The sequence below is a fragment of the Paracoccus sp. TOH genome, from assembly GCF_030388245.1.
GTDB classification, from domain to species: domain Bacteria; phylum Pseudomonadota; class Alphaproteobacteria; order Rhodobacterales; family Rhodobacteraceae; genus Paracoccus; species Paracoccus simplex.
On sequence record NZ_CP098364.1, the window covers coordinates 129,143 to 148,264 of the forward strand.

Here is a 19,122-nt window from a genome sequence, read left to right on the forward strand (position 1 = left end):
CGCCGCGACAGCGAAAGCCATCCGAAACCGGGCGGGCGGCGGGACGATTCCGCGCGGGAAAGCCGCCGCCGCCTTCAGCAATAGCGCTCGACGAAGGCCATCTGGTGATCGCCATAGCGGTCGCCATGGGCGAAGCCCGGCGGCAGGATCCGGTCGATTTCCGCGAGATCGGCGGCGTCGATCTTGGGAAGCTGCCAGTCGCGCAGGTGATCCGCCGACCGCGTGCCCGGGATCGGAATGATGTGGTCGCCCTGCGCCAGAACCCATGCCAGCGCCGCGCCGGGCACCGTCCAGCCCCGCCGGGCGCAAAGATCCCGAAAGGGCGCGATGGCGGCAAGGTTTGCCGAGAAATTGGGCTCGACGAAGCGCGGATTGGTGTCGCGGAAGTCGATGCCGGCGCGGAAATCCCGTTTCAGCGGCGCGCGGCCGAACATCCCCCGGCCCAGGGGCGAAAAGGCGACGAAGGCGACGCCAAGCGCGCGGCAGGCCTGGATCAGCCCCAGCTGCGGCAGCCGCGTCCACAGCGAAAACTCGCTCTGGACCGCCGTGACCGGATGTTCGGCATGGGCGCGGCGCAGGGTCTGTGGCGCGACCTCGGACAGGCCATAGCCGCCGATCTTGCCCTCCTGCACCAGCTTCGCCATGGTTCCGGCCAGATCCTCGACCGGGATATCGGGCTGGCGGCGGTGGATGTAGTAAAGCTCCACATGCTCGCGCTTCAGCCGGCGCAGCGATTCCTCGAGGCATTGGCGGATATGGGGCTCATCGTTGCGCACCGCGCGCGGCGGGCCGTTGACGATGCCGCATTTCGTGGCCAGGTGCACGTCCCGGCGCCCCCAGCGGCCGATGATCTGTTCCGATACGCCCATGCCGTAGATGTTGGCGGTGTCGAAATGGCCGATGCCGGCCTCGGCCGCCGCATCGAGGCAGGCCAGCGAGGTCGCCGCATCGGTTGCCCCGAACATGCCGCCGAAGCTCATCGCGCCGAAGCCGATGGCGCCGACCTTGCGGTCGCCAAGCCGTCTTTGCTGCATTCCCGTTCTCCTGTGCCGCGCCGCGGCAGGGAAGCGCGGCCGGTCCCGGCCGTCAACCCACCCCCTGCCCGATGCGGCGGTTTCGGCGGTCAGGTCTTTCTGGCCGCGCTGCGCCACATGATGAACAGCCCCGACAGGACGATCATGGCCGAGCCAAGCAGCATCGACGGGGTCAGGCGTTCTCCGAACAGCAGGACGCCCAGGGCGACGCCGAAGATCAGCCGCACATAGCGGAAGGGCGTGACCGCCGACACCTCGCCCGTGCGCATCGCCTTCATCAGGCAGGCATAGGCGCAGACGCCGCACAGCACCGCGCCGGCCAGAAGCAGGCAGGCCCGACCGTCGGGACGGACGAAACCGGCGTCGGTCCAGACGGCGACCATCACCCCGGCCGCCGTCACCGCCAGAAAGCCGTAGAAACCCAGCACATGGGTGCCCAGGGCCGCCGGGGCCGCCCGGCTGGCCAGGTCGCGGCCGGCAAAGCCCAGCATCCCCGCCACCGCCAGCAGCGAAAGCATCGAGAAGCTGTCCGTGCCCGGCCGGATGATGACCAGCACGCCCGCCATGCCCAGCAGGATGGCGCTCCACCGCCGCCATCCGACCCGCTCGCCGAAGACGAGCGCGGCGGCGGCCACCACCACCACCGGCGTCGCCTGCAGGATGACGGTCGCCGCCGAAAGCGGGATCAGCGCCAGCGCAAGGACATAGAACAGCCGGCCGCTGATCTCGAACAGCACCCGCAGGCGCATGGGAAAGGACAGCACCTCGGGCGTGAACAGGCTTTCGCCCGCCCACCGGGCCAGGCAGGCGAAGACCAGCGCGCCGCCCAGCCCGAAGCTCAGCAGGATCTGGGCGATGGGCAGGGTGGCGGACACGCCCTTGATCATCGCGTCCTCGAGCGTGAACCCCGCCATCGCCGCGACCATCCATGACGCGCCCACCAGGTTTGCGGCATGGCGGGCGCGGGGGAACGGGGCTTCTTGCGACGAGGCAGAAATGCGTGTCATGGCTGGGGCTTGTCCAACGGGATCGGGGAAAGTCTTTGCCCGGTTGCTATCAGCCCGCGCCCCCGGGCGCCACCCACCCCGGCCGGCCGGCCCGGCTTTGCCCGCAAGGCCGGACGGGCGGATGCGCGGATAGCGCCCGGGCGGCGCGGCCCGCCTCGGCGCCGATCCGGCAAACCTGTCGCCGCCGCGCCGGAACCGGGATATGCTTGCGGCACAAGACGGGGGATAGTCCGATGAACCGCATCACCCTTGCCATCACCTGCGCCGCCCTGTTCGGGCTTGCGTCCTGCGGCACCCCGGCCGAACGCTGCGAAACCCGCGTCTCGGCCGAGCAAAGGAACGTCGCGTGGCTTCTGCAGGAGGTCGAGACGAATATCGCCCGGGGCTATGCCTGGGAGGACACGGCGGCGAACGCCACCGGCTTCCGCTTCTGCGCCGGGGGCTTCCGGGGCGGTCATGGCCGCCTGGGCCTGGGCTATTCCAGTTGCTATGGCGGTCCCGACACAATGCGCAAAAGGGTGGCGATCGACCCTGCCGCCGAGATGCGCAAGCGCGACGCCCTGCAAAAGCGCCTTGCGGCGCTGTCCTCGCAAGGCGCGGCGCAATGCGCGGCGCGCTACGGCGCGGCGGGCTAGGCCGGGCGCCCGGCCCTAGGACGGCGGCTGGAACAGGTCGTCCACCTGCAGCAGGCCCTGCCGCACGGAATCGATCAGCGCCTGCGCAAGCTGCGAGGTCGGTTCCCATGACGAGGTATAAAGCCACATCATCATGCGCGGCGCCGGCTGGATCGGCACGAAGGCGATGCCGCCGCTGCCCCAGCTCATCCGGGCCATGGCGGGGACGATGGCAAAGCCGAACCCCTCGCTGACCAGCACGCAGGCGGTATCGGCCATCTGCACCTCGGCCCGCGATTCCACATGCACCCCGGCATGGCTCAGCGCCTCGACGATCACCCGGTGGGACTGGTCGTCGCGCCCCAGCACGATCATCGGCTCGCCCTCCAGCCGGGCCAGGTCGATGCTGGCCAGCCCCGCCAGCCGGTGGCTTGCCGGCAAGGCGCAGACCATCCTCATCTGGACGAAGGGCCGGCAATGGATGCCCGGCGCCTGCGAGGGCACCAGCGAGATGCCGAAATCCGCCGCCCGCGCCAGCATGGATTGCGAGATATCGGGCGAGTTCTGGGTCAGGATCGTCATCCGCACCTCGGGCCGGCGGGCCAGGAAGGGCGCCAGAAGCTGCGGCAGAACCCGCATCCCCAGGGCCGGAAAGGCCGCCACCGAGATTTCGCCGCGTTCGGTATTGCGGATGGCGCGGGCCGCGTTCTCGATCCGCTCGACGCCGGTCATGAACTTCTCGGTCTCGGAAAACAGCCGCCGCGCCTCGGGCGTCGGCAGCAGGCGGCCCTGTCCGCGGTTGAACAGGTTGAAGCCGCAGGACGATTCGAACTGCTGGATCAGCTTGCTGACCGCCGGCTGGCTGACGAACAGCATCTCGGCCGCCTTGGTGACCGAGCCGCCCTTCATCACCGCATTGAAGGCCTCGATCTGCCGGATATTGGGGCGTGCCATGCAGACTCCATAACCAAACGGAATGACTCTCCAAACTAAACTCAATTGTCAGGCTTCTGAAAAGCGCCAATCCTTGAGCCAAGAAAAACACCAACAGGGATTGCCAGATGAAACGCTCCAGTTACGCCCTTGCCTCGACGCTGCTTTGCGCCCTGCCGCTTGCCGGCCCGGCGCTGGCCCAGCAGAAGACGCTGACCGTCGGCGGCTATGGCGGCTCTTTCGAGACGCTGATGAAAGAGCTGCTGATCCCCGAATTCGAAAAGACCCATGACGTGAAGATCGCCTTCGTGCCCGGCAACTCGACCGAGAACCTGGCGCGGCTGCAGGCCCAGAAGGGCGCGCAGGAGCTGGACGTGGTGCTGCTGGACGATGGCCCGATGTACCAGACCGACGCGCTGGGATTCTGCGCGCCGCTGGCCGATACGCCGATCAAGAAGGATGTCTACGAACTGGCCCGCATCGGCAAGAACGCCATCGGCCTTGGCTTCGTGGCAACGGGCTTCGCCTATAACAAGGCCTGGTTCGAGCGCGAGGGCTGGGAGCCGCCGAAAAGCTGGCAGGATCTCAAGGATCCGAAATACGACCAGATCCTGTCGATCCCGTCGATCTCCAACACCTACGGGTTGCACGCCCTGGTGATGCTGGCGCGCGGCGCGGGCGGCGGCGAAAAGGATATCGACCCCGGCTTCGCCGCCATGACCAAGGATGTGGCGCCGAACGTGCTGGTCTTCGAACCCTCGGCCGGCAAGATGTCGGAACTGTTCCAGTCCGAGGAGATCGCGCTGTCGGTCTGGGGCTCGGGCCGCACCAAGTCGCTGGCGGATACCGGCTTCCCGGCCGGCTTCGCCTATCCCGAGGACGGGGCGGTGGCCCTGCTGCTGGCCGCCTGCCCGGTGGTGGACAGCGACGTCCCCGACGAGGCGCAGGCCTTCATCGACTATCTGCTGGACCCCGAGGTGCAGGTGAAATTCGCCGATGCCATGGGCGCCGGCCCGGTCAACACCAAGTCGGTGCTGCCGGCGGAACTGGCCGAAAGCCTGCCCTATGGCGACAAGATCCAGTCGCTGGTGACGGTGGACTGGGACACGATCAACCAGAACCGCGACGACTGGACCCAGCGTTGGGCGCGCGAGGTCGAGCGCTGACCGCCTGAACCGTCGCGCGGGGCCGGCAGCGGCCTCGCCCGTTTCCCGCACCCCAACGGCACGGAGAAATCGCATGGCCTTTCTGGATCTGGTCAGCCTGACCAAGAACTACGGCACCTTCACCGCCGTCGATTCGCTCAGCTTCAGCGTCGAGCGCGGCAGTTTCGTGTCGCTGCTGGGCCCCTCGGGCTGCGGCAAGACCACCACCCTGCAGATGATCGCCGGCTTCGAGGACGTCAGCTCGGGGCGCATCCTGCTGAACGGCCGCGACCTGGCCGCGGTGCCGGCGCGGCAGCGCGGGCTGGGCATCGTCTTTCAGACCTATGCGCTGTTCATGCACATGACGGTGGCCGAGAATGTCGCCTTCGGGCTGGAAATGCGCAAGGTCGACCGGGCCGAGCGCAAGCGCCGCGTGGCCGAGGCGCTGGACCTGGTGCATCTGTCGCATCTGGCCGACCGCTATCCGCGCGCCATGTCCGGCGGCCAGCGCCAGCGCGTGGCGCTGGCCCGGGCGCTGGTGATCCAGCCGGAACTGCTGCTGCTGGACGAGCCGCTGTCGAACCTGGACGCCAAGCTGCGCGAGGAGATGCAGCTGGAACTGCGCCGCATCCAGCGCGAGGCCGGCGTCACCACGCTGCTGGTCACGCATGACCAGTCCGAGGCCATGGCGCTGAGCGATCAGGTCATCGTCATGGAACGCGGTCGGCTGCAACAGGCCGCCGCCCCCTTCGACGCCTACGAGGCGCCGCAGACCTCGTTCGTCTCGGGCTTCCTGGGCAAAAGCAACAGCCTGCGCGGGCGCCTGTCCGGCAAGGGCCCCGAGGGCTCGGCGCTGGATCTGGGCGGGCTGCGCCTGCAGGGCCCCGCGGCCGATCTGCCGCCGGGCGAGGTGGAACTGGCGCTGCGCCCGGAACGCATCGAACTGGTGGCCGAGGGCAAGGGGCTGGTCTCGGGCACGGTCTCGGAACAGGTGTTCCTGGGCGATCAGTGGCTGCTGAAGGTGGAAACGCCGCTGGGACCGCTGCTGATCCTGCGCCGCAATACCGGCCGCCCCGAGGCGGCGCCGGGCGAAACCGTGCACCTGTCCTGGCAGCGCGACCACCTGCGCATCCTGCCGGTCGAGGGCGCGACATGACCATGGCATCCACCGAAACCCTGCGCGAGACCGCCCGCCCCGCGCTGCCGCCCGCGGCGCGCAAATGGCTGCTGTCGGCGCCGATGCTGCTGCTTTTCGCGCTGATGCTGCTGGTGCCCTTGCTGATGACGCTGGTGCTCAGCTTCAACAGCTTCGACTTCTACAAGGGCATCGGCAGCGATCTGAGCCTGGCGAATTATGCCGAGGTGCTGGGCGACGGCTATTTCTACGAGATCTTCGGCCGCACCTTCGGCATCGCGCTGGCCACGACGCTGATCTGCGCCGCCATCGGCGTGCCGCTGGCCTGGTTCCTGAACCGGATGACGCCGTTCTGGCGCTCGGTCATGGTGCTGGTGGTGCTGGGCCCGCTGCTGATCTCGGTCGTGGTGCGCACGCTGGGCTGGGCGATCATCCTGGGCAACAAGGGCGTGCTGAACGGCGCGCTGATGGATCTTGGCCTGATCGAGCGGCCGATCCGGCTGATGTACAGCTCGGGCGGGATCGTGCTGGCGCTGGTCCATGTCATGCTGCCCTATATGGTGCTGGCGGTCTGGGCGGCGCTGCAGCGCGCCGATGCCTCGGCCGAGGCGGCGGCGGAATCGCTGGGCGCACGGCCCTGGACGGTGTTTCGCCGCGTGGTGCTGCCGCAGGCGATGCCGGGGGTGCTGTCGGGGTCGCTGATCGTCTTCGCGCTTTCCGCCTCGGCCTTCGCCACGCCGGCGATCATCGGCGGCCGCCGGGTCAAGGTCGCCGCCACCGCCGTGCATGACGAGTTCATGAACACGCTGAACTGGCCCTTGGGCGCCGCCATCGCGATGATCCTGCTGGTGGCGATCATGGCGGTGATGCTGACCTGGACCCGGCTGGTCGAGGCCCGGGTCGGAAAGGAATACGCATGAGACGCAACGGCATTTTCGCCAAGGCCTTCTGCGCGCTGTTCGCGCTGTTCATGCTGGCCCCGATCATCGTGGTGATCGGCGTGTCCTTCACGCCGACGGGCTACCTGGAATTTCCGCCCAGCGGCCTGTCGCTGCGCTGGTTCCGGGCCATCCTGGACAATCCCGACTTCATCACGGCGGCCTGGATCAGCCTGAAGCTGGCGCTGATCGCGGCGACGCTGGCCACGGTGCTGGCGGTGCCGGCGGCGCTGGCCATCGGCCGCGGCAGCTTCCGTGGCCGCGAGGCGCTGCAGGCGCTGTTCATGTCGCCGCTGATGGTGCCGACGGTGGTGCTGGGCATCGCCTTCCTGCGCTTCCTGACGCTGGTGGGCATCAGCGGCACCTTCACCGGCATGATGCTGTGCCATGTGGTGATCGTCACCCCCTTCATCCTGCGGCTGGTGCTGGCCTCGGTGGTGGGGCTGGACGCCGCGACCGAGCGGGCGGCCATCGCCATGGGCGCCTCCGACTGGACGGTGTTTCGCCGCATCACCCTGCCCAGCATCCTGCCGGGCATCGTCGGCGGCTGGGTGCTGGCCTTCATCACCAGCTTCGACGAGCTGACGGTGACGGTGTTCATCGCCAGCCCCTCGACCACGACGCTGCCGGTGCGGATGTTCTCGCATATCGCGCAGACCACGGACCCGCTGGTCGCCTCGGTCTCGACGGTGGCGATCCTGTTCACGGTGGCCCTGATGCTGGCGGTGGACCGGCTTTACGGGCTCGACAAACTCCTGATCGGAGAAGGCAAGTCATGATTTCCAACGAACGCGCCGCCGACACGCTGGTGGTCGGTGGCGGATTGGTCGGCGCGGCGCTGGCCTACGGCCTCGCGCGCGAGGGCGAGCGGGTGACCGTTCTGGACGAGGGCGACGTGGCGCTGCGCGCCAGCCGGGGCAATTTCGGGCTGGTCTGGGTGCAGTCCAAGGGCGACGGCCTGCACGACTATGCACGCTGGACCCGGCATTCCGCCGATCTCTGGCCGGAATTCGCCGGGATGCTGCAGCAGGACAGCGGCATCTCGCCCGATTACGAAAAGCCCGGCGGCGTGCATTTCATGCTGTCGGAATCCGAGCTGGAGGCCAAGCGCGCCCAGATCGCCCGCATGCACAACGTGAACGGCGCCGCGGGCTACGGGGCCGAGATCATCGACCGCCGGCAGCTTGACGCCATGCTGCCGGGGCTGGGGCCGGACGTGATCGGCGCCAGCTGGTCGCCGCATGACGGCCATGCCAGCCCGCTGCGGCTGCTGCGCGGGCTGCACGCCGCCATCGCCGCGCGGGGCGGCCGCTATGTCGCCGATGCGCGCGCCGATCAGGTCGGGCGCGACGGCCAGGGCTTCTTTGCCCGCACCGCCAAGGGGACATACCGCGCCGGCAAGATCGTGCTGGCCGCCGGGCATGGCAATACCGCGCTGGCGCCGGCGCTGGGGATGACCATCCCGCTGCGCGCGGAAAAGGGCCAGATCCTGGTGACCGAGCGCGCCGCGCCGCTGCTGCCGATGCCGACCCATGTGCTGCGCCAGACCGCCGAGGGCACGGTGATGATGGGCGACAGCCACGAGGATACCGGCTATTCCACCGACAGCGTCAGTGCGGTGATCCGCGACATCGCCCGCCACGCCGTGCGCTGCTTTCCCGCCATCGCCCGGCTGCGGGTGGTGCGCAGCTGGGGCGCGGTGCGGGTGCTCAGCCTGGACGGCTTTCCGGTCTATCAGGAATCCCCGGGCTTTCCCGGCGCCTTTTCCATCAACTGCCATTCCGGCGTCACGCTGGCCGGCGCCCATGCGCTGGCCCTGGCGCCGATGATCGCGCGCGGCCGGTTGGACGCGCAGGTCGAACGCTTCACCGCAAGGAGATTTGGACATGCCACGGCGCATTGACCCCGAAGGGGCGACGCTCAGCTTCACCTTCGAAGGCCGCCGGATCGAGGCGCGGGCCGGCGACAGCGTCGCCGCGGCCCTGACCGCGGCCGGCATCCGCGACCTGCGCGACAGCGCGGTCTCGGGCCAGCCGCGCGGCATCTTCTGCATGATGGGTGCCTGCTTCGACTGCCTGGTGGAAATCGACGGCCAGCCGAACCGGCAGGCCTGCATGATCCCCGTGACCGAAGGCTTGACCGTGCGCCGCCAGCGCGGCGCGGCAGAGGTGCATCCATGACCGCGACCCCCTCCACCCCCTTCGCCGATCTTGTCGTCATCGGCGCCGGCCCCGCCGGCATGGCCGCCGCGACCGAGGCCGCCAAAGCCGGGCTTTCCGTCACCCTGCTGGACGAGGCCCCGGCCCCCGGCGGCCAGATCTATCGCGGCATCGAGACCGCCGGCCCGCGCCGCCTGCAGATCCTCGGCCCCGACTATGCCGAGGGTCGCAGCCTTGCCGACAGTTTCCGCGCCTCGGGTGCAAGCTACCTGCCCGGGGCGCTGGTCTGGAACATCGGCACCGACCGGGTGGTCGATTATTCGCATCGGGGCGTCTCGCACCAGCTGCGCGCCGGCGCCATCATCGCCGCCACCGGCGCGCTGGAACGGCCCATGCCGATCCCCGGCTGGACCCTGCCCGGCGTCACCACGGTCGGCGCGCTGCAGATCCTGCTGAAGGGCTCGGGCGTGGTGGCGGAAGACGCGGTGCTGGCCGGCTCGGGCCCGCTGTTGTGGCTCTTGGCGGCGCAGATGGTCGATGCCGGCTGCCCGCCGCGCGCGGTGGTCGAGAACCTGCCGCGCGGGCGGATGCGGGCGGCGCTGCCGCATCTGCTGCGGGCGCTGCCGGCGCGCTCTTACCTGGCCAAGGGGCTGGCGCTGATGCGCAAGGTCAAGGCGGCGGGCGTGCCGATCCACCGCCATGCCACCGGCCTTGCCGTCGAGGGCGCGGACGCCGCCCGGGCGCTGGTCTTTGCCGCCGGCGGCCGCGCGCAGCGGATCGAGACGACCAGCATCGCGCTGCATCAGGGCGTGGTGCCGAACCAGCAGATCACCCGGCTGATGCGCGCCGATCACCGCTGGGACGCCAGCCAGCACTGTTTCCGCCCGGTGCTGGACGCCAGCGGCCAGACCTCGGTCCCCGGGCTTTACGTCGCGGGCGACGGGGCGGGCATCGGCGGCGCCAAGGCCGCCGCCCTGCAGGGCCGGCTGGTGGCGCTGTCCATCGCCGGCGGCGATCCCGCCCGCATGGCGCGGCTGCGGGCGGCGCTGGCGCGCGACGCCGCGGTCCGGCCGTTCCTGGAAACGCTCTACGCCCCCGCCCCCGAGGTGCTTGCCCCCGCCGACGACACCGTCATCTGCCGCTGCGAGGAGGTGACGGCCGGCACGATCCGCGCCACCGTCGATCTGGGCGCCCCCGGCCCCAACCAGGTGAAATCCATGCTGCGCGCCGGCATGGGCCCCTGCCAGGGCCGGGTCTGCGGTCTGGCCGTGGCCGGTATCATCGCCGCGCGCAAGGGCGAGGATCCGCAGGTCACCGATTATTACCGCATCCGGCCGCCGCTGAAGCCGATCCCGCTGGCCGAACTGGCGCGCTTCGAGCCCGGCCCCGCCAGCGGGATGGCGGCGGAATGAGCAGCGCGGCGCCGCATTCCGGCCGCTCGGCCGAGCTGCTGGTGATCGGCGGCGGCATCCATGGCTGCTCGGCGGCGCTGCATGCGGCGCGGCGCGGCATGTCGGTGATCGTGCTGGAAAAGGACAGCATCGGCCGCCATGCCTCGGGGGTGAACGCCGGCGGGGTGCGGCGGCTGGGCCGGCATTACGCCGAGGTGCCGATCTCGCAGCATTCCATGCAGATCTGGTATGGCATCGCCGATCTGCTGGACGACGATTGCGGTTTCCAGATCGCGCCGCAGATCAAGGTGGCGGAAACCGAGGCCGAGCTGGCCCGCCTTGCCGCCCGCGCCGCCGACCTGCGCGCCATGGGCTTTGACCATGAAGTCATGCTGGACCGCGCCGCGCTGCGCCGCCTGCTGCCCGCCGTCGCCGATCACGCCCTGGGCGGGCTGGCGGCGCTGCGCGACGGCTTCGCCCAGCCCTACAAGACCACCTTCGCCTTTCAGCGCAAGGCGGCCGCGTCGGGCGTGCGCTTCCACGAGGGCTGCCCCGCCACCGCCATCCGCCGCGACGCCGACTGGATCGTGACGACGCCCCAGGGCGATTTCCGCGCCCCGCACCTGCTGAACGCCGCCGGCGCCTGGGGCGGGCGGCTGGCGGGGATGCTGGGCGAGCCGGCGCCGGTCGAGGCCATCGCGCCGATGATGCTGGTCACCAACCGGCTGCCGCATTTCTGCGACGCCGTGGTGGGGGCGACCGGGCGGCTCCTGTCCTTCAAGCAGATGCCGAACGGCACCGTGGTCATCGGCGGCGGCAGGCGCGGCCGCGCCGATGCCGCCTCGAACCTGTCCGAGATCCTGTTTCCCGAACTGCGCCTGACCGCGCAGGTCGCCGCCGAACTGTTCCCGATCATGCGCGACGCCCAGATCGTCCGCAGCTGGTCCGGGGTCGAGGCGCGCATGCCCGACGACATCCCGGTCATCGGCGCCTCGGCCCGCCACGAGGGGCTGTTCCACGCCTTCGGCTTTTCCGCGCACGGCTTCCAGATGGGCCCGGGCGTGGGCGAGATCATGGCCGGGCTGATCGCCACCGGCGGCACCAATGCGCCCCTGGCGCCCTTCTCGATCGCGCGCTTCGCCGCGTGATCACAACCTTCCCAACGAAAGGAAACCCGATGATCCAGCGCCATTTCCCGACCCGGATCAACCACCGCATCGTCGAGGCCGGCGGCATCCTGCATTTCGGCGGGCTGATCGCCGACGACCTGACCCAGGACATGAAGGGCCAGACCGCGCAGATCTGCGCCAAGATCGACAAGCTGCTGGCCGAGATCGGCTCGGACAAGGAAAAGCTGGTCACGGCGATGCTCTACATCACCGATTTCGACCAGAAGGAGGGCATGAACGAGGCCTGGCTGGAATGGCTGCCCGCCCAGCATCTGCCGACCCGCGCCACCATCGGCGTGGCCGAACTGGGCAAGGACGTGCTGATCGAGATCGTCGTCTCGGCCGTGCGCTGACCCCGCGGCTGGCCGGGCACGACCCGGCCAGCCCGCCGCGCGCGGCAGTCATAAAAAACCGCCGCTGTGCGCCAGGACACATCGCCGCGCCGGCGGCCGCGCTAGTCTGTTCCTTGCCAAGATGGCCATCGCTTTCGGCAAGGAGCTACCATGACGGATATTCTGGATCGCGACAATCACCTGGTCCTGTCCCGCACCACGGATCTGGGCAAGGCCTATGAGGTCGGATACCCCAAGCAACAGGGCTATTCCGCCGCCTCGCTCGCCGATGAGCTGGCCCATGGTCCGACCACCCCGCCGGGCTATCAGGCCCTGTTCTGGGAGCCGGGCGGCGCCGGCTATACCTCGCCCGGCGCCGAGAATATCGGCATCGTCAACGGCTATGTCAGCCATGACCGGGGCGTGATCTATTCCTATCGGATCAATTTCTACAACAGCAAGGGCTGGCATTTCAAATTCATCGACGAAAGCGGCGATGTCTATTCCATCACCACGATCCGGAATGGCTGGCATTACATCGACTACAATTCCGACAAACCGATCATCTGCGGCGTTTCATGACCAAGCACTTTTCAGGGTGTTGACGAGTGACGTTTTGACAAGTTCCGGGGGGCGGACCCGCGCCGCCCCCCGCCCACCGGAAAACCTGGTCGCCTCGGATTCCGAACAGCGAAGCCGGGGAGATGCGTCCATCATGACAGGAGAGGAAATCATGTCGCATCTTCAAAGCCCCGATATGGTTGCATTCACCATCGGCAGGGTCGCGCTTTCCCTTGTGCAGGACCACGAAACCATCAGCGGCGACGCCATCGAAGTCGCCTTGCACCGGATCGCCAAGGGCCACATCACCGACCGCATCTCGAAAGAGATGGCGCAGGGCGCGCTGGCGGTGATCGCGGCCGCCGCATGACTACGGGCGCTAAAGATCCTGATCCAGCAGGCCATCGGGGTCGGCGATGATGATCTCGCCGCGCCCGGCGCGCAGGATGCCGTCCTGCCGCATCGCCGACAGCGCCCGGCTGACCGCCTCGCGGTTGGCGCCGATCTGCGCGGCGATCTCGGCATGGGTGGGGAAATCCCGCAGCACCGCGCCGGGGCGCAGGCAGTCGGCCTGGACCGCGCGGCGCAGGACGAAGGCCTTGACGCGATCCGGCACCGACAGGGATGTCAGCTGGCACATCCGCTCGGTCAGGTCGCGCACCCGATGCGTCAGCCCGGCCAGAACCCGGTCGCGGAACAGGCCGCTGTCCCGGATCAGCTCGCGGAAGACGGCGGCCGGCATGATCGCCAGCTCTGCCGCCGTGCGCGCATAGACGCAGAGCGAGCGCGGCACCCCGTCCAGCGCGGTCAGCTCGCCGAAATAATTCCCCTCGGACATCGACGTGAAGATGATCTCGCGCCCGTCCCGGGTCCAATAGACGGCCAGCAGCTGGCCGCGGGCCAGGAAATGCACGTCGGCCTGTTCCTCGTCGCGGTCGATGACGATGGCGCCGCTGGCGAAATGCTGCCAGCGCAACGACCGGGCCGCGCGCTGGCGAACGGCGTCCTCCAGCCCCGAAAGCAGCGGAAACTGCCCGATATCCCGCGCCGAATCCGGGGTCATTCCGGCATCCAGCCGATGCGCTCGCCCGCCCGTTCGGCATGGGCCAGCCACAGATGCGCCCGCATCGCGCGGGCCTGGCCCCATGCCTGCGCCAGGCCGGCGCGCGCCGCCTGCGGCTGGCCCTGCGCGGCCAGAAGCTGCGCCTCGGCGATCAGGGCCGGGGCCAGGAACTGCGCCTCTCCGGTCTGGGCCAGGCGGGCCTTCAGCCCCGGCAGATAGGCCTGGGCGCGGGCCGGCTCGCCGGCCTTGACCAGTTCCTCGATCACCATGGCCTCGAACAGCGACTGCCAGGCGATGAAATTCGTCCGCCGCCAGCCCTCGAGCCCGTCGATCATCGCCGCGATGCCCTCGGTGCGGGTCGCCGGCTGCCGGGTCAGCGCCCAGCCCTGCGCGAAGCCGGCCATGGCCAGGAATTCCGGGAAATGATGGGTGCGGGCCAGGGCTTCGGCCTGTTTCGCATGGGCGATGGTGGTTTCGGGATCGCCGCGGAACATCTCGGTCAGGAACATCGCCAGCAGGGAAAAGCCGCGGGCATGGGCGATGCCCAGGGCCCGGCCCAGTTCGAGCGCGCGGCTGGCGAAATCCTCGGCCGCCTCGAACTCCGCCGCGACCGAGGCGGTCAGCCCGGAATAGAACAGGCTGAACACCCCGAAATCCTTGAGATATTTGGAAAAGAGCGGCGCGTGCCTCTCGGGGCGGTAAAGCGCGATGGTGCGGGCCAGATGATGGCGCGCCCGCCCCAGATCGCCCTTGTGCCAGGCCACCAGACCGGCCAGCGTGTGCCCGGCCAGCTGCGCGCCCTCGCCTTCGTTGGGCAGGGCCAGCACCGTCCGGGCGGTGGTTTGCGCCGCGTCCAGCCGGCAGCAGGCCCAGTCGTGCAGGCCGGAATTGTAGTAAAGATGCGCGCGATCCTGGTTCAGGCCCAGCTCGCGCATCAGGTCCATGCTGCGCCGCTGGGCATCGCCGAAGGCGGCATTGCCCGGCCCGCCCAGGATCATCTGCAACGGCCCCTCGAGACTGTAGAGCGCCAGCTCCTGCTGGCGGCGCTCGTGGTTGTCGGTCAGGTGGGGCAGCAGGGCGAAGGCGCGGCCCAGATGGTCGCGCGCCTCTTGCAGGGCGCCGACGCGGACCGAGGCCAGCGTGGCATTGACCAGATAGCGCAGCGCCCGCGCGGGCTGGCCGCCATTCTCGAAATGCAGGGCCAGGAAATGCGCCGGCACCTCGGGCCAGCGCGTCTCGATCACCGCGGCCAGATCGGCATGCAGCCGCCGGCGCAGATCGGTGCCGAGATTGCCGTAGATCGCCTCGCGCACCAGGTCATGCGCGAAGGCCATGCCCAGGATGCCGGCGCGTTCCGCGGCCAGCTTTTCCGCCACCAGCCGGTCGACATGGCGGCGGATGCCGTCGCCGCTTTCGCCCAGAAGCGCGGCGATGATCGTCGGCTCGAAATGCGGGCCCATGACGGCGGCGGCCTGGGCGAAGCGGCGGGTGCGCTCGGGCAGCCGGCCCAGGCTTTCCTCGATCACGTCGAGCAGGTCCAGCGGCAGGTCGGGCGCGCCGAAATCGGCCTTCTCCTTGCGCAGCGCGTAATCGGCGAAGGCGGTGAGGTAAAGCGGCACGCCGCGCGCCTTGTCCTGCACCCATCGGACCATGTCGAGGTCGTCGGCGCGCGCGCTCAGCAGGTTGCGGATCAGGTCCTGGGACTGGGCGCGCGACAGCGGCTGCAGGCGCAGCGCCAGATCGGCCGCCAGCACCGGCTGGTCCTCGGGGCCCGCGGTGCGCTGGCTGAACAGCATCAGGACCGGCCGGTCCCGCAGCACCGCCTGGAAGCCGGCCAGGAATTCGACCGAGCTGGGGTCGAGCCAATGCGCATCCTCGACCACCACGATCAGCGCCGGCGAGACGCCCTGCAGATCAAGGATGCGACTGGTCAACTGGTCGCAAAGCCAGCGCCGCAGCAGCACCGGATCGGCGCTGAGCTGGCGGTCGGCGTCGGAATGCGCGTCAAGCAGCACCAGCAGGTCGTCGATGGCCGTGCCCTGCAGGCCCCAGACCGCGCTGAACATCTGCCGCAGCTTCGCCTCGCGCCGGTGCTCGTCATCGTCCAGCACCACGCCGGCGACCCACAGCAGATGCGCCTTGATCGGGTGGAAGTCGCCGCCCCTTTCGTCGCGGCGGCCGTTCAGCACCAGCCGCTGACAGGCCTGTGCCAGCGGCGAATGGGCGAATTCCTCAAGCAGCCGGGTCTTGCCGAAGCCGGCCTCGCCCATGACGGCGACGGTCTGGCCCCGGCCCGCCATCGCCTCGGCCAGGGCCGATTCCAGCGCCGCGCTTTCGGCCACGCGGCCGACCAGACCCGGGCGGGCGGGGTTTGCGGCGCGTTCGCCGCGCAACTCGCCCGCCTCCCAGCAGCTGACCGCCTCGGCAAAGCCCTTGAGCGGCTGGTCCGGCAGGGCGCGGAACGCGAACAGCCCTTGCGCGCCGCGCCGGCTTTCGGCGCAGACCAGCACGCTGCCCGGCGGCGCGACCGCCTGCAGCCGGGCCGCAAGATTGATGCAATTGCCGACCGCGCGCACCCCGGCGGCGCTGGCCCCGTCGCTGAACAGCGCCAGCCCCGAGGCGATGCCGATGCGGACATTGGCGGGAAAGGCCGATCCGGGCCGCTGGATCGCCCCGGCGATGCGCAGCCCGGCCGCGATCGCCGCCGCCGCGCGCGCCATCTCCTCGTGGCCGCGATGGAACAGGCACATCACGCCGTCGCCCAGATATTGCACCACCTCGCCGCCAAACAGCCGGACATGCGCCGTGACCAGGTTGTGAAACGCCCGCAGCGCGGCGTTGTAGCGTTCCGGCCCCAGCGTGCCGATCAGCTCGGCCGAGCCGACAAGATCGACGAACATGGCCGAGACCGGGCGGTATTCCGACCAGTCGGCAGCTTCGTCACCCGCGGCGAAAGGCGCCGCGCCGGCCTGCTCCATGCTAATGGACATCGACGGTCTCTTGCTCCAGCCGCGCGTTTCCGGCGACCTCGTTATAGGCCGAAACCGCGAACATCAGCGCCATGTCGTAATCCAGCGCCACGATCCCGGCGCTTCTGGTCATCGGCTCGGATCCGGGCCGGTTCTGGAACCAGCGCATCCAGTCGGGCGAGCCGGGCTCGTACAGCAGGAAGGGCAGGTCGTCGCGGGGAAAGCTGCGATTGGGCGAGGGGTAGAGATTGGCCGCCCGCGGGAACTCGGCCGTGCCGTGGCAGCTCTGGCAGGACGAGGCGTTGACATGCTGGTCGTTCACATAGCGTTCGCCGCTGGGCAGGATGACGTTGTGCCGGCTCGAGACATCCATCGGCCCGGAAAGGCGCCCGCCCCAGCCGAAGGTCTCGCGGGTAAAGGCGGGGGCCGCCGGGTTGATCCAGCTTTGCCGGATCGCGGCCCGGCCGAAGCGGTCGGCCCTGGGTCCGGTGACCTCCGGGTCGTTGCCCCATTGCAGGCCCAGCGGCACGAAGCGTTCCCATGCCGAAAGGCCGGGCGCGTCCTTGTCATAGACGAAGACCGCGAACACCCAGCCGCTGCCCGGCGCGGCGGCGCTGTCCTTGACGCGGACGGCCATCTGCAGCGGGCGCACCGGCAGGACATGCGGGCGCAGGTTCGGCCCGCCCGCCAGCTGGTCCTCGGTCGTGGGGCGGAAGACATGCCAGACCGAGGTGTTTTCCAGGACGGGCCAGTCCTCGGGCGTGTTGGTCACCGCCTCGACCTTGGTCACGACCGAGCCTTCGGGGAAGCTGACCGCCTTCAGGTTCGGGGCATAGAGATTGGCCCAGACCCGCCCCAGCATCGCGGCGGCCGGCGCATTGTAATAGATCACCGCATGGTTCTGCACCGGGCCTTGCGGCGCCTGGCCTTCGGGGAAGGTCACGGCCGGCATGATCTGTCCGGAATAGGTGTTCATCAGCGCCTCGCGCCCCGAGGTCGGGTCCGTCACCCCGCCCGCGACCGTTCCTTCGCCGCTCCAGACCATGTCGTACCAGCCGGCCTTGACCGGATCCCAGTCGTCGGGACTGTCCACCAGCGTCCCCAGCGTCAGGCCCAGATAGGCCTTGAGGCGGCGGGCATATTCGGGCGCGGTCTCCTGCGACAGCGGGCCGGCGGTCTCGCGGAAGGGCCAGCCCTTCTGCTCGGGCTGCTCGGGATAGTCCAGGTTCGCCAGCAGGAAGCGCCCCCGCCAGTTGTCCGACGGGTAAAGCCCGTTGTTCGACGCCAGCGGGTCCTGCGCCCATGCGGCCCCCGACAGGGCGATCCATGCCGCCGCGGCGACGAGGACAGGATAGTCTGCAAGCCTGCAGGAGAATGACTGGCGCATCAGAACGACTCCCGAGCAACGGCGGCGGGCGGTGAAACGCCCCGGATCGCCAGGCGCGCCCGGCCCTGGGACCGGTGGGTCCGTTCGGGATGACTGGCCCATGCGATTTGTTATTCTAGTAACTTACGCCGGCCGCGCCTGTAAACCTAGCCCATAGGGCTGTCGTCCGGCGATCGCGGCCGCGATGCGGTGCGCGCGGCCGCCGTGACCCCGCCGCCCCGGCACGAGGCGGCATGGCGCCCGCCCCCGACAGCCCCGATGCCGCCTTGCGCAAGACCTGATACGCTGAACCCTCGCATCCCGGACCCACGAAAGGAGCCCGACATGAGCTGGAACCCCACGCAGAACCCGGATTGCCCCGATCGCCAGGGCCTGGAATCCATCGAGACGCTGATCATTCCCCGCGCCCGCGACCTGGGCGGCTTCGAGGTGCGCCGCGCGCTTCCCGCGCCGCGCCGGCAGATGGTCGGGCCCTTCATCTTCTTCGACCAGATGGGCCCGGCCGAATTCCTGACCGGCGGCGGCATCGACGTGCGCCCGCATCCGCATATCGGGCTGGCGACGGTGACCTATCTGTACCAGGGCGCGTTCCAGCACCGCGACAGCACCGGCGCCGACCAGATGGTCCATCCCGGCGAGGTCAACTGGATGATCGCCGGCAAGGGCGTCACCCATTCCGAGCGCACCAGCGAGGCGATGCGCAAGCAGCCCGGCTCGCTTTTCGGCATCCAGACCTGGGTCGCGCTGCCCGAGCAGGCGGAAGACCGCGATGCCTCGTTCGAACATCACGGCAAGGAGGCGCTGCCCTTCCTGGAGGACGGGGGCAAGCAGGTGCGGCTGATCCTGGGCGCGGCCTGGGGCGCGCGCGCGCCGGTCAAGACCTTCACCGAGACCTTCTATGCCGATGTGGTCCTTGCGCCCGGCGCCAGCCTGCCGCTGCCCGACGACCACGAGGACCGCGGCGTCTATGTGGTCGAGGGCGGCATCCTGGTCGCCGGCGACCGCTTTCCGGCCGGCCGGATGATGGTGTTCCGCCCCGGCGACCGCATCAGCCTGAAGGCCGGCGAGGCCGGCGCCCGGCTGATGGTGCTGGGCGGCGAGACGATGAAGGGGCCACGCTACATTTCCTGGAATTTCGTCGCCTCGTCGCAGGAACGGATCGACGCCGCCAAGCAGGCATGGGCGCAGGGCGACTGGCAGCATGGCCGCTTCCAGCTGCCGCCGGGCGACGACGGCGAGTTCATCCCCTTGCCCGACCAGCTGAGATGAGGGTTCCGGCGGCAGG

19 protein-coding genes are annotated in these 19,122 nt (G+C 69.6%); 13 read left to right on the forward strand and 6 right to left on the reverse strand.

The genetic code is table 11. The annotated features are described in order from the left end of the window. Positions 1-74: 74 nt before the first annotated feature. Positions 75-1,034 carry an aldo/keto reductase gene (locus NBE95_RS22175; protein WP_289896811.1) on the reverse strand — a complete coding sequence of 320 codons (960 nt, stop codon included), beginning with the start codon at positions 1,032-1,034 and terminating at the stop codon, positions 75-77. An 89-nt stretch (positions 1,035-1,123) separates the two neighbouring features. Then, the gene (locus NBE95_RS22180) at positions 1,124-2,041 is read right to left on the reverse strand and encodes a DMT family transporter (protein ID WP_289896812.1); all 918 of its coding nucleotides are present in this window, start codon (positions 2,039-2,041) and stop codon (positions 1,124-1,126) included. A gap of 233 nt (positions 2,042-2,274) precedes the next feature. Here NBE95_RS22180 and NBE95_RS22185 point away from each other — a divergent pair, with 233 nt between their 5' ends. After that, positions 2,275-2,676 carry a hypothetical protein gene (locus NBE95_RS22185; protein WP_289896813.1) on the forward strand — a complete coding sequence of 134 codons (402 nt, stop codon included), beginning with the start codon at positions 2,275-2,277 and terminating at the stop codon, positions 2,674-2,676. A gap of 15 nt (positions 2,677-2,691) precedes the next feature. On the opposite strand, the gene NBE95_RS22190 is transcribed toward NBE95_RS22185, so the two are convergent. Then, positions 2,692-3,609 carry a LysR substrate-binding domain-containing protein gene (locus NBE95_RS22190; protein WP_289896814.1) on the reverse strand — a complete coding sequence of 306 codons (918 nt, stop codon included), beginning with the start codon at positions 3,607-3,609 and terminating at the stop codon, positions 2,692-2,694. Between the two features lie 107 nt (positions 3,610-3,716). Between NBE95_RS22190 and NBE95_RS22195 the strand changes: the two genes are divergently transcribed. From NBE95_RS22195 to NBE95_RS22245, 11 genes are all read left to right on the forward strand, one after another. Beyond that, a complete protein-coding gene (locus NBE95_RS22195) occupies positions 3,717-4,754 on the forward strand; it encodes an ABC transporter substrate-binding protein (RefSeq protein ID WP_289896815.1) in 1,038 nt (345 codons plus the stop codon). A 73-nt stretch (positions 4,755-4,827) separates the two neighbouring features. Continuing rightward, a complete protein-coding gene (locus NBE95_RS22200; RefSeq protein ID WP_289896816.1) occupies positions 4,828-5,889 on the forward strand; it encodes an ABC transporter ATP-binding protein in 1,062 nt (353 codons plus the stop codon). Between the two features lie 83 nt (positions 5,890-5,972). After that, the gene (locus tag NBE95_RS22205) at positions 5,973-6,788 is read left to right on the forward strand and encodes an ABC transporter permease (protein WP_289896923.1); all 816 of its coding nucleotides are present in this window, start codon (positions 5,973-5,975) and stop codon (positions 6,786-6,788) included. Continuing rightward, the gene (locus NBE95_RS22210) at positions 6,785-7,585 is read left to right on the forward strand and encodes an ABC transporter permease (RefSeq protein WP_289896817.1); all 801 of its coding nucleotides are present in this window, start codon (positions 6,785-6,787) and stop codon (positions 7,583-7,585) included. The genes NBE95_RS22205 and NBE95_RS22210 overlap by 4 nt, the downstream gene beginning before the upstream one ends. After that, positions 7,582-8,709, forward strand: a complete 1,128-nt coding sequence (locus NBE95_RS22215; RefSeq protein ID WP_289896818.1) for an FAD-dependent oxidoreductase — start codon at positions 7,582-7,584, stop codon at positions 8,707-8,709. Before NBE95_RS22210 ends, NBE95_RS22215 begins: the two co-directional genes overlap by 4 nt. Beyond that, positions 8,693-8,986 carry a (2Fe-2S)-binding protein gene (locus NBE95_RS22220; protein ID WP_199258065.1) on the forward strand — a complete coding sequence of 98 codons (294 nt, stop codon included), beginning with the start codon at positions 8,693-8,695 and terminating at the stop codon, positions 8,984-8,986. The genes NBE95_RS22215 and NBE95_RS22220 overlap by 17 nt, the downstream gene beginning before the upstream one ends. Further along, positions 8,983-10,377, forward strand: coding sequence for a (2Fe-2S)-binding protein (locus NBE95_RS22225; protein WP_289896819.1), 1,395 nt, complete (start codon positions 8,983-8,985; stop codon positions 10,375-10,377). The genes NBE95_RS22220 and NBE95_RS22225 overlap by 4 nt, the downstream gene beginning before the upstream one ends. Then, positions 10,374-11,504 carry an FAD-dependent oxidoreductase gene (locus tag NBE95_RS22230; protein ID WP_289896820.1) on the forward strand — a complete coding sequence of 377 codons (1,131 nt, stop codon included), beginning with the start codon at positions 10,374-10,376 and terminating at the stop codon, positions 11,502-11,504. The genes NBE95_RS22225 and NBE95_RS22230 overlap by 4 nt, the downstream gene beginning before the upstream one ends. A 29-nt stretch (positions 11,505-11,533) precedes the next feature. Continuing rightward, positions 11,534-11,878, forward strand: a complete 345-nt coding sequence (locus NBE95_RS22235; RefSeq protein ID WP_289896821.1) for a RidA family protein — start codon at positions 11,534-11,536, stop codon at positions 11,876-11,878. 150 nt (positions 11,879-12,028) lie between these two features. Continuing rightward, positions 12,029-12,439: a hypothetical protein gene (locus NBE95_RS22240; RefSeq protein ID WP_019352820.1), complete on the forward strand. Its 411-nt coding sequence runs from the start codon at positions 12,029-12,031 to the stop codon at positions 12,437-12,439. A gap of 151 nt (positions 12,440-12,590) precedes the next feature. Then, positions 12,591-12,788 carry a hypothetical protein gene (locus NBE95_RS22245; protein WP_289896822.1) on the forward strand — a complete coding sequence of 66 codons (198 nt, stop codon included), beginning with the start codon at positions 12,591-12,593 and terminating at the stop codon, positions 12,786-12,788. Positions 12,789-12,797: 9 nt separating this feature from the next. Here NBE95_RS22245 and NBE95_RS22250 read toward each other — a convergent pair whose 3' ends face one another. From NBE95_RS22250 to NBE95_RS22260, 3 genes are read right to left on the reverse strand one after another with little or no spacing between them, the layout of a single operon-like run. After that, the gene (locus tag NBE95_RS22250; protein ID WP_289896823.1) at positions 12,798-13,481 is read right to left on the reverse strand and encodes a Crp/Fnr family transcriptional regulator; all 684 of its coding nucleotides are present in this window, start codon (positions 13,479-13,481) and stop codon (positions 12,798-12,800) included. Further along, a complete protein-coding gene (locus tag NBE95_RS22255; protein ID WP_289896824.1) occupies positions 13,478-16,471 on the reverse strand; it encodes an AAA family ATPase in 2,994 nt (997 codons plus the stop codon). Before NBE95_RS22255 ends, NBE95_RS22250 begins: the two co-directional genes overlap by 4 nt. Next, a complete protein-coding gene (locus NBE95_RS22260; protein ID WP_289896825.1) occupies positions 16,461-17,837 on the reverse strand; it encodes a hypothetical protein in 1,377 nt (458 codons plus the stop codon). Before NBE95_RS22260 ends, NBE95_RS22255 begins: the two co-directional genes overlap by 11 nt. Positions 17,838-18,161: 324 nt before the next feature. Between NBE95_RS22260 and NBE95_RS22265 the strand changes: the two genes are divergently transcribed. Further along, positions 18,162-19,106, forward strand: a complete 945-nt coding sequence (locus tag NBE95_RS22265; RefSeq protein ID WP_289896826.1) for a pirin family protein — start codon at positions 18,162-18,164, stop codon at positions 19,104-19,106. The last annotated feature ends 16 nt before the right edge of the window (positions 19,107-19,122 follow it).

Excerpts from the sequence above, each read along its gene's own strand:
- NBE95_RS22175 (WP_289896811.1), bottom strand. The coding sequence starts at position 1,034 with ATGCAGCAAAGACGGCTTGGCGACCGCAAGGTCGGCGCCATCGGCTTC.
- NBE95_RS22180 (WP_289896812.1), bottom strand. The coding sequence starts at position 2,041 with ATGACACGCATTTCTGCCTCGTCGCAAGAAGCCCCGTTCCCCCGCGCC.
- NBE95_RS22185 (WP_289896813.1), top strand. The coding sequence starts at position 2,275 with ATGAACCGCATCACCCTTGCCATCACCTGCGCCGCCCTGTTCGGGCTT.
- NBE95_RS22190 (WP_289896814.1), bottom strand. The coding sequence starts at position 3,609 with ATGGCACGCCCCAATATCCGGCAGATCGAGGCCTTCAATGCGGTGATG.
- NBE95_RS22195 (WP_289896815.1), top strand. The coding sequence starts at position 3,717 with ATGAAACGCTCCAGTTACGCCCTTGCCTCGACGCTGCTTTGCGCCCTG.
- NBE95_RS22200 (WP_289896816.1), top strand. The coding sequence starts at position 4,828 with ATGGCCTTTCTGGATCTGGTCAGCCTGACCAAGAACTACGGCACCTTC.
- NBE95_RS22205 (WP_289896923.1), top strand. The coding sequence starts at position 5,973 with ATGCTGCTGCTTTTCGCGCTGATGCTGCTGGTGCCCTTGCTGATGACG.
- NBE95_RS22210 (WP_289896817.1), top strand. The coding sequence starts at position 6,785 with ATGAGACGCAACGGCATTTTCGCCAAGGCCTTCTGCGCGCTGTTCGCG.
- NBE95_RS22215 (WP_289896818.1), top strand. The coding sequence starts at position 7,582 with ATGATTTCCAACGAACGCGCCGCCGACACGCTGGTGGTCGGTGGCGGA.
- NBE95_RS22220 (WP_199258065.1), top strand. The coding sequence starts at position 8,693 with ATGCCACGGCGCATTGACCCCGAAGGGGCGACGCTCAGCTTCACCTTC.
- NBE95_RS22225 (WP_289896819.1), top strand. The coding sequence starts at position 8,983 with ATGACCGCGACCCCCTCCACCCCCTTCGCCGATCTTGTCGTCATCGGC.
- NBE95_RS22230 (WP_289896820.1), top strand. The coding sequence starts at position 10,374 with ATGAGCAGCGCGGCGCCGCATTCCGGCCGCTCGGCCGAGCTGCTGGTG.
- NBE95_RS22235 (WP_289896821.1), top strand. The coding sequence starts at position 11,534 with ATGATCCAGCGCCATTTCCCGACCCGGATCAACCACCGCATCGTCGAG.
- NBE95_RS22240 (WP_019352820.1), top strand. The coding sequence starts at position 12,029 with ATGACGGATATTCTGGATCGCGACAATCACCTGGTCCTGTCCCGCACC.
- NBE95_RS22245 (WP_289896822.1), top strand. The coding sequence starts at position 12,591 with ATGTCGCATCTTCAAAGCCCCGATATGGTTGCATTCACCATCGGCAGG.
- NBE95_RS22250 (WP_289896823.1), bottom strand. The coding sequence starts at position 13,481 with ATGACCCCGGATTCGGCGCGGGATATCGGGCAGTTTCCGCTGCTTTCG.
- NBE95_RS22255 (WP_289896824.1), bottom strand. The coding sequence starts at position 16,471 with ATGTCCATTAGCATGGAGCAGGCCGGCGCGGCGCCTTTCGCCGCGGGT.
- NBE95_RS22260 (WP_289896825.1), bottom strand. The coding sequence starts at position 17,837 with ATGCGCCAGTCATTCTCCTGCAGGCTTGCAGACTATCCTGTCCTCGTC.
- NBE95_RS22265 (WP_289896826.1), top strand. The coding sequence starts at position 18,162 with ATGAGCTGGAACCCCACGCAGAACCCGGATTGCCCCGATCGCCAGGGC.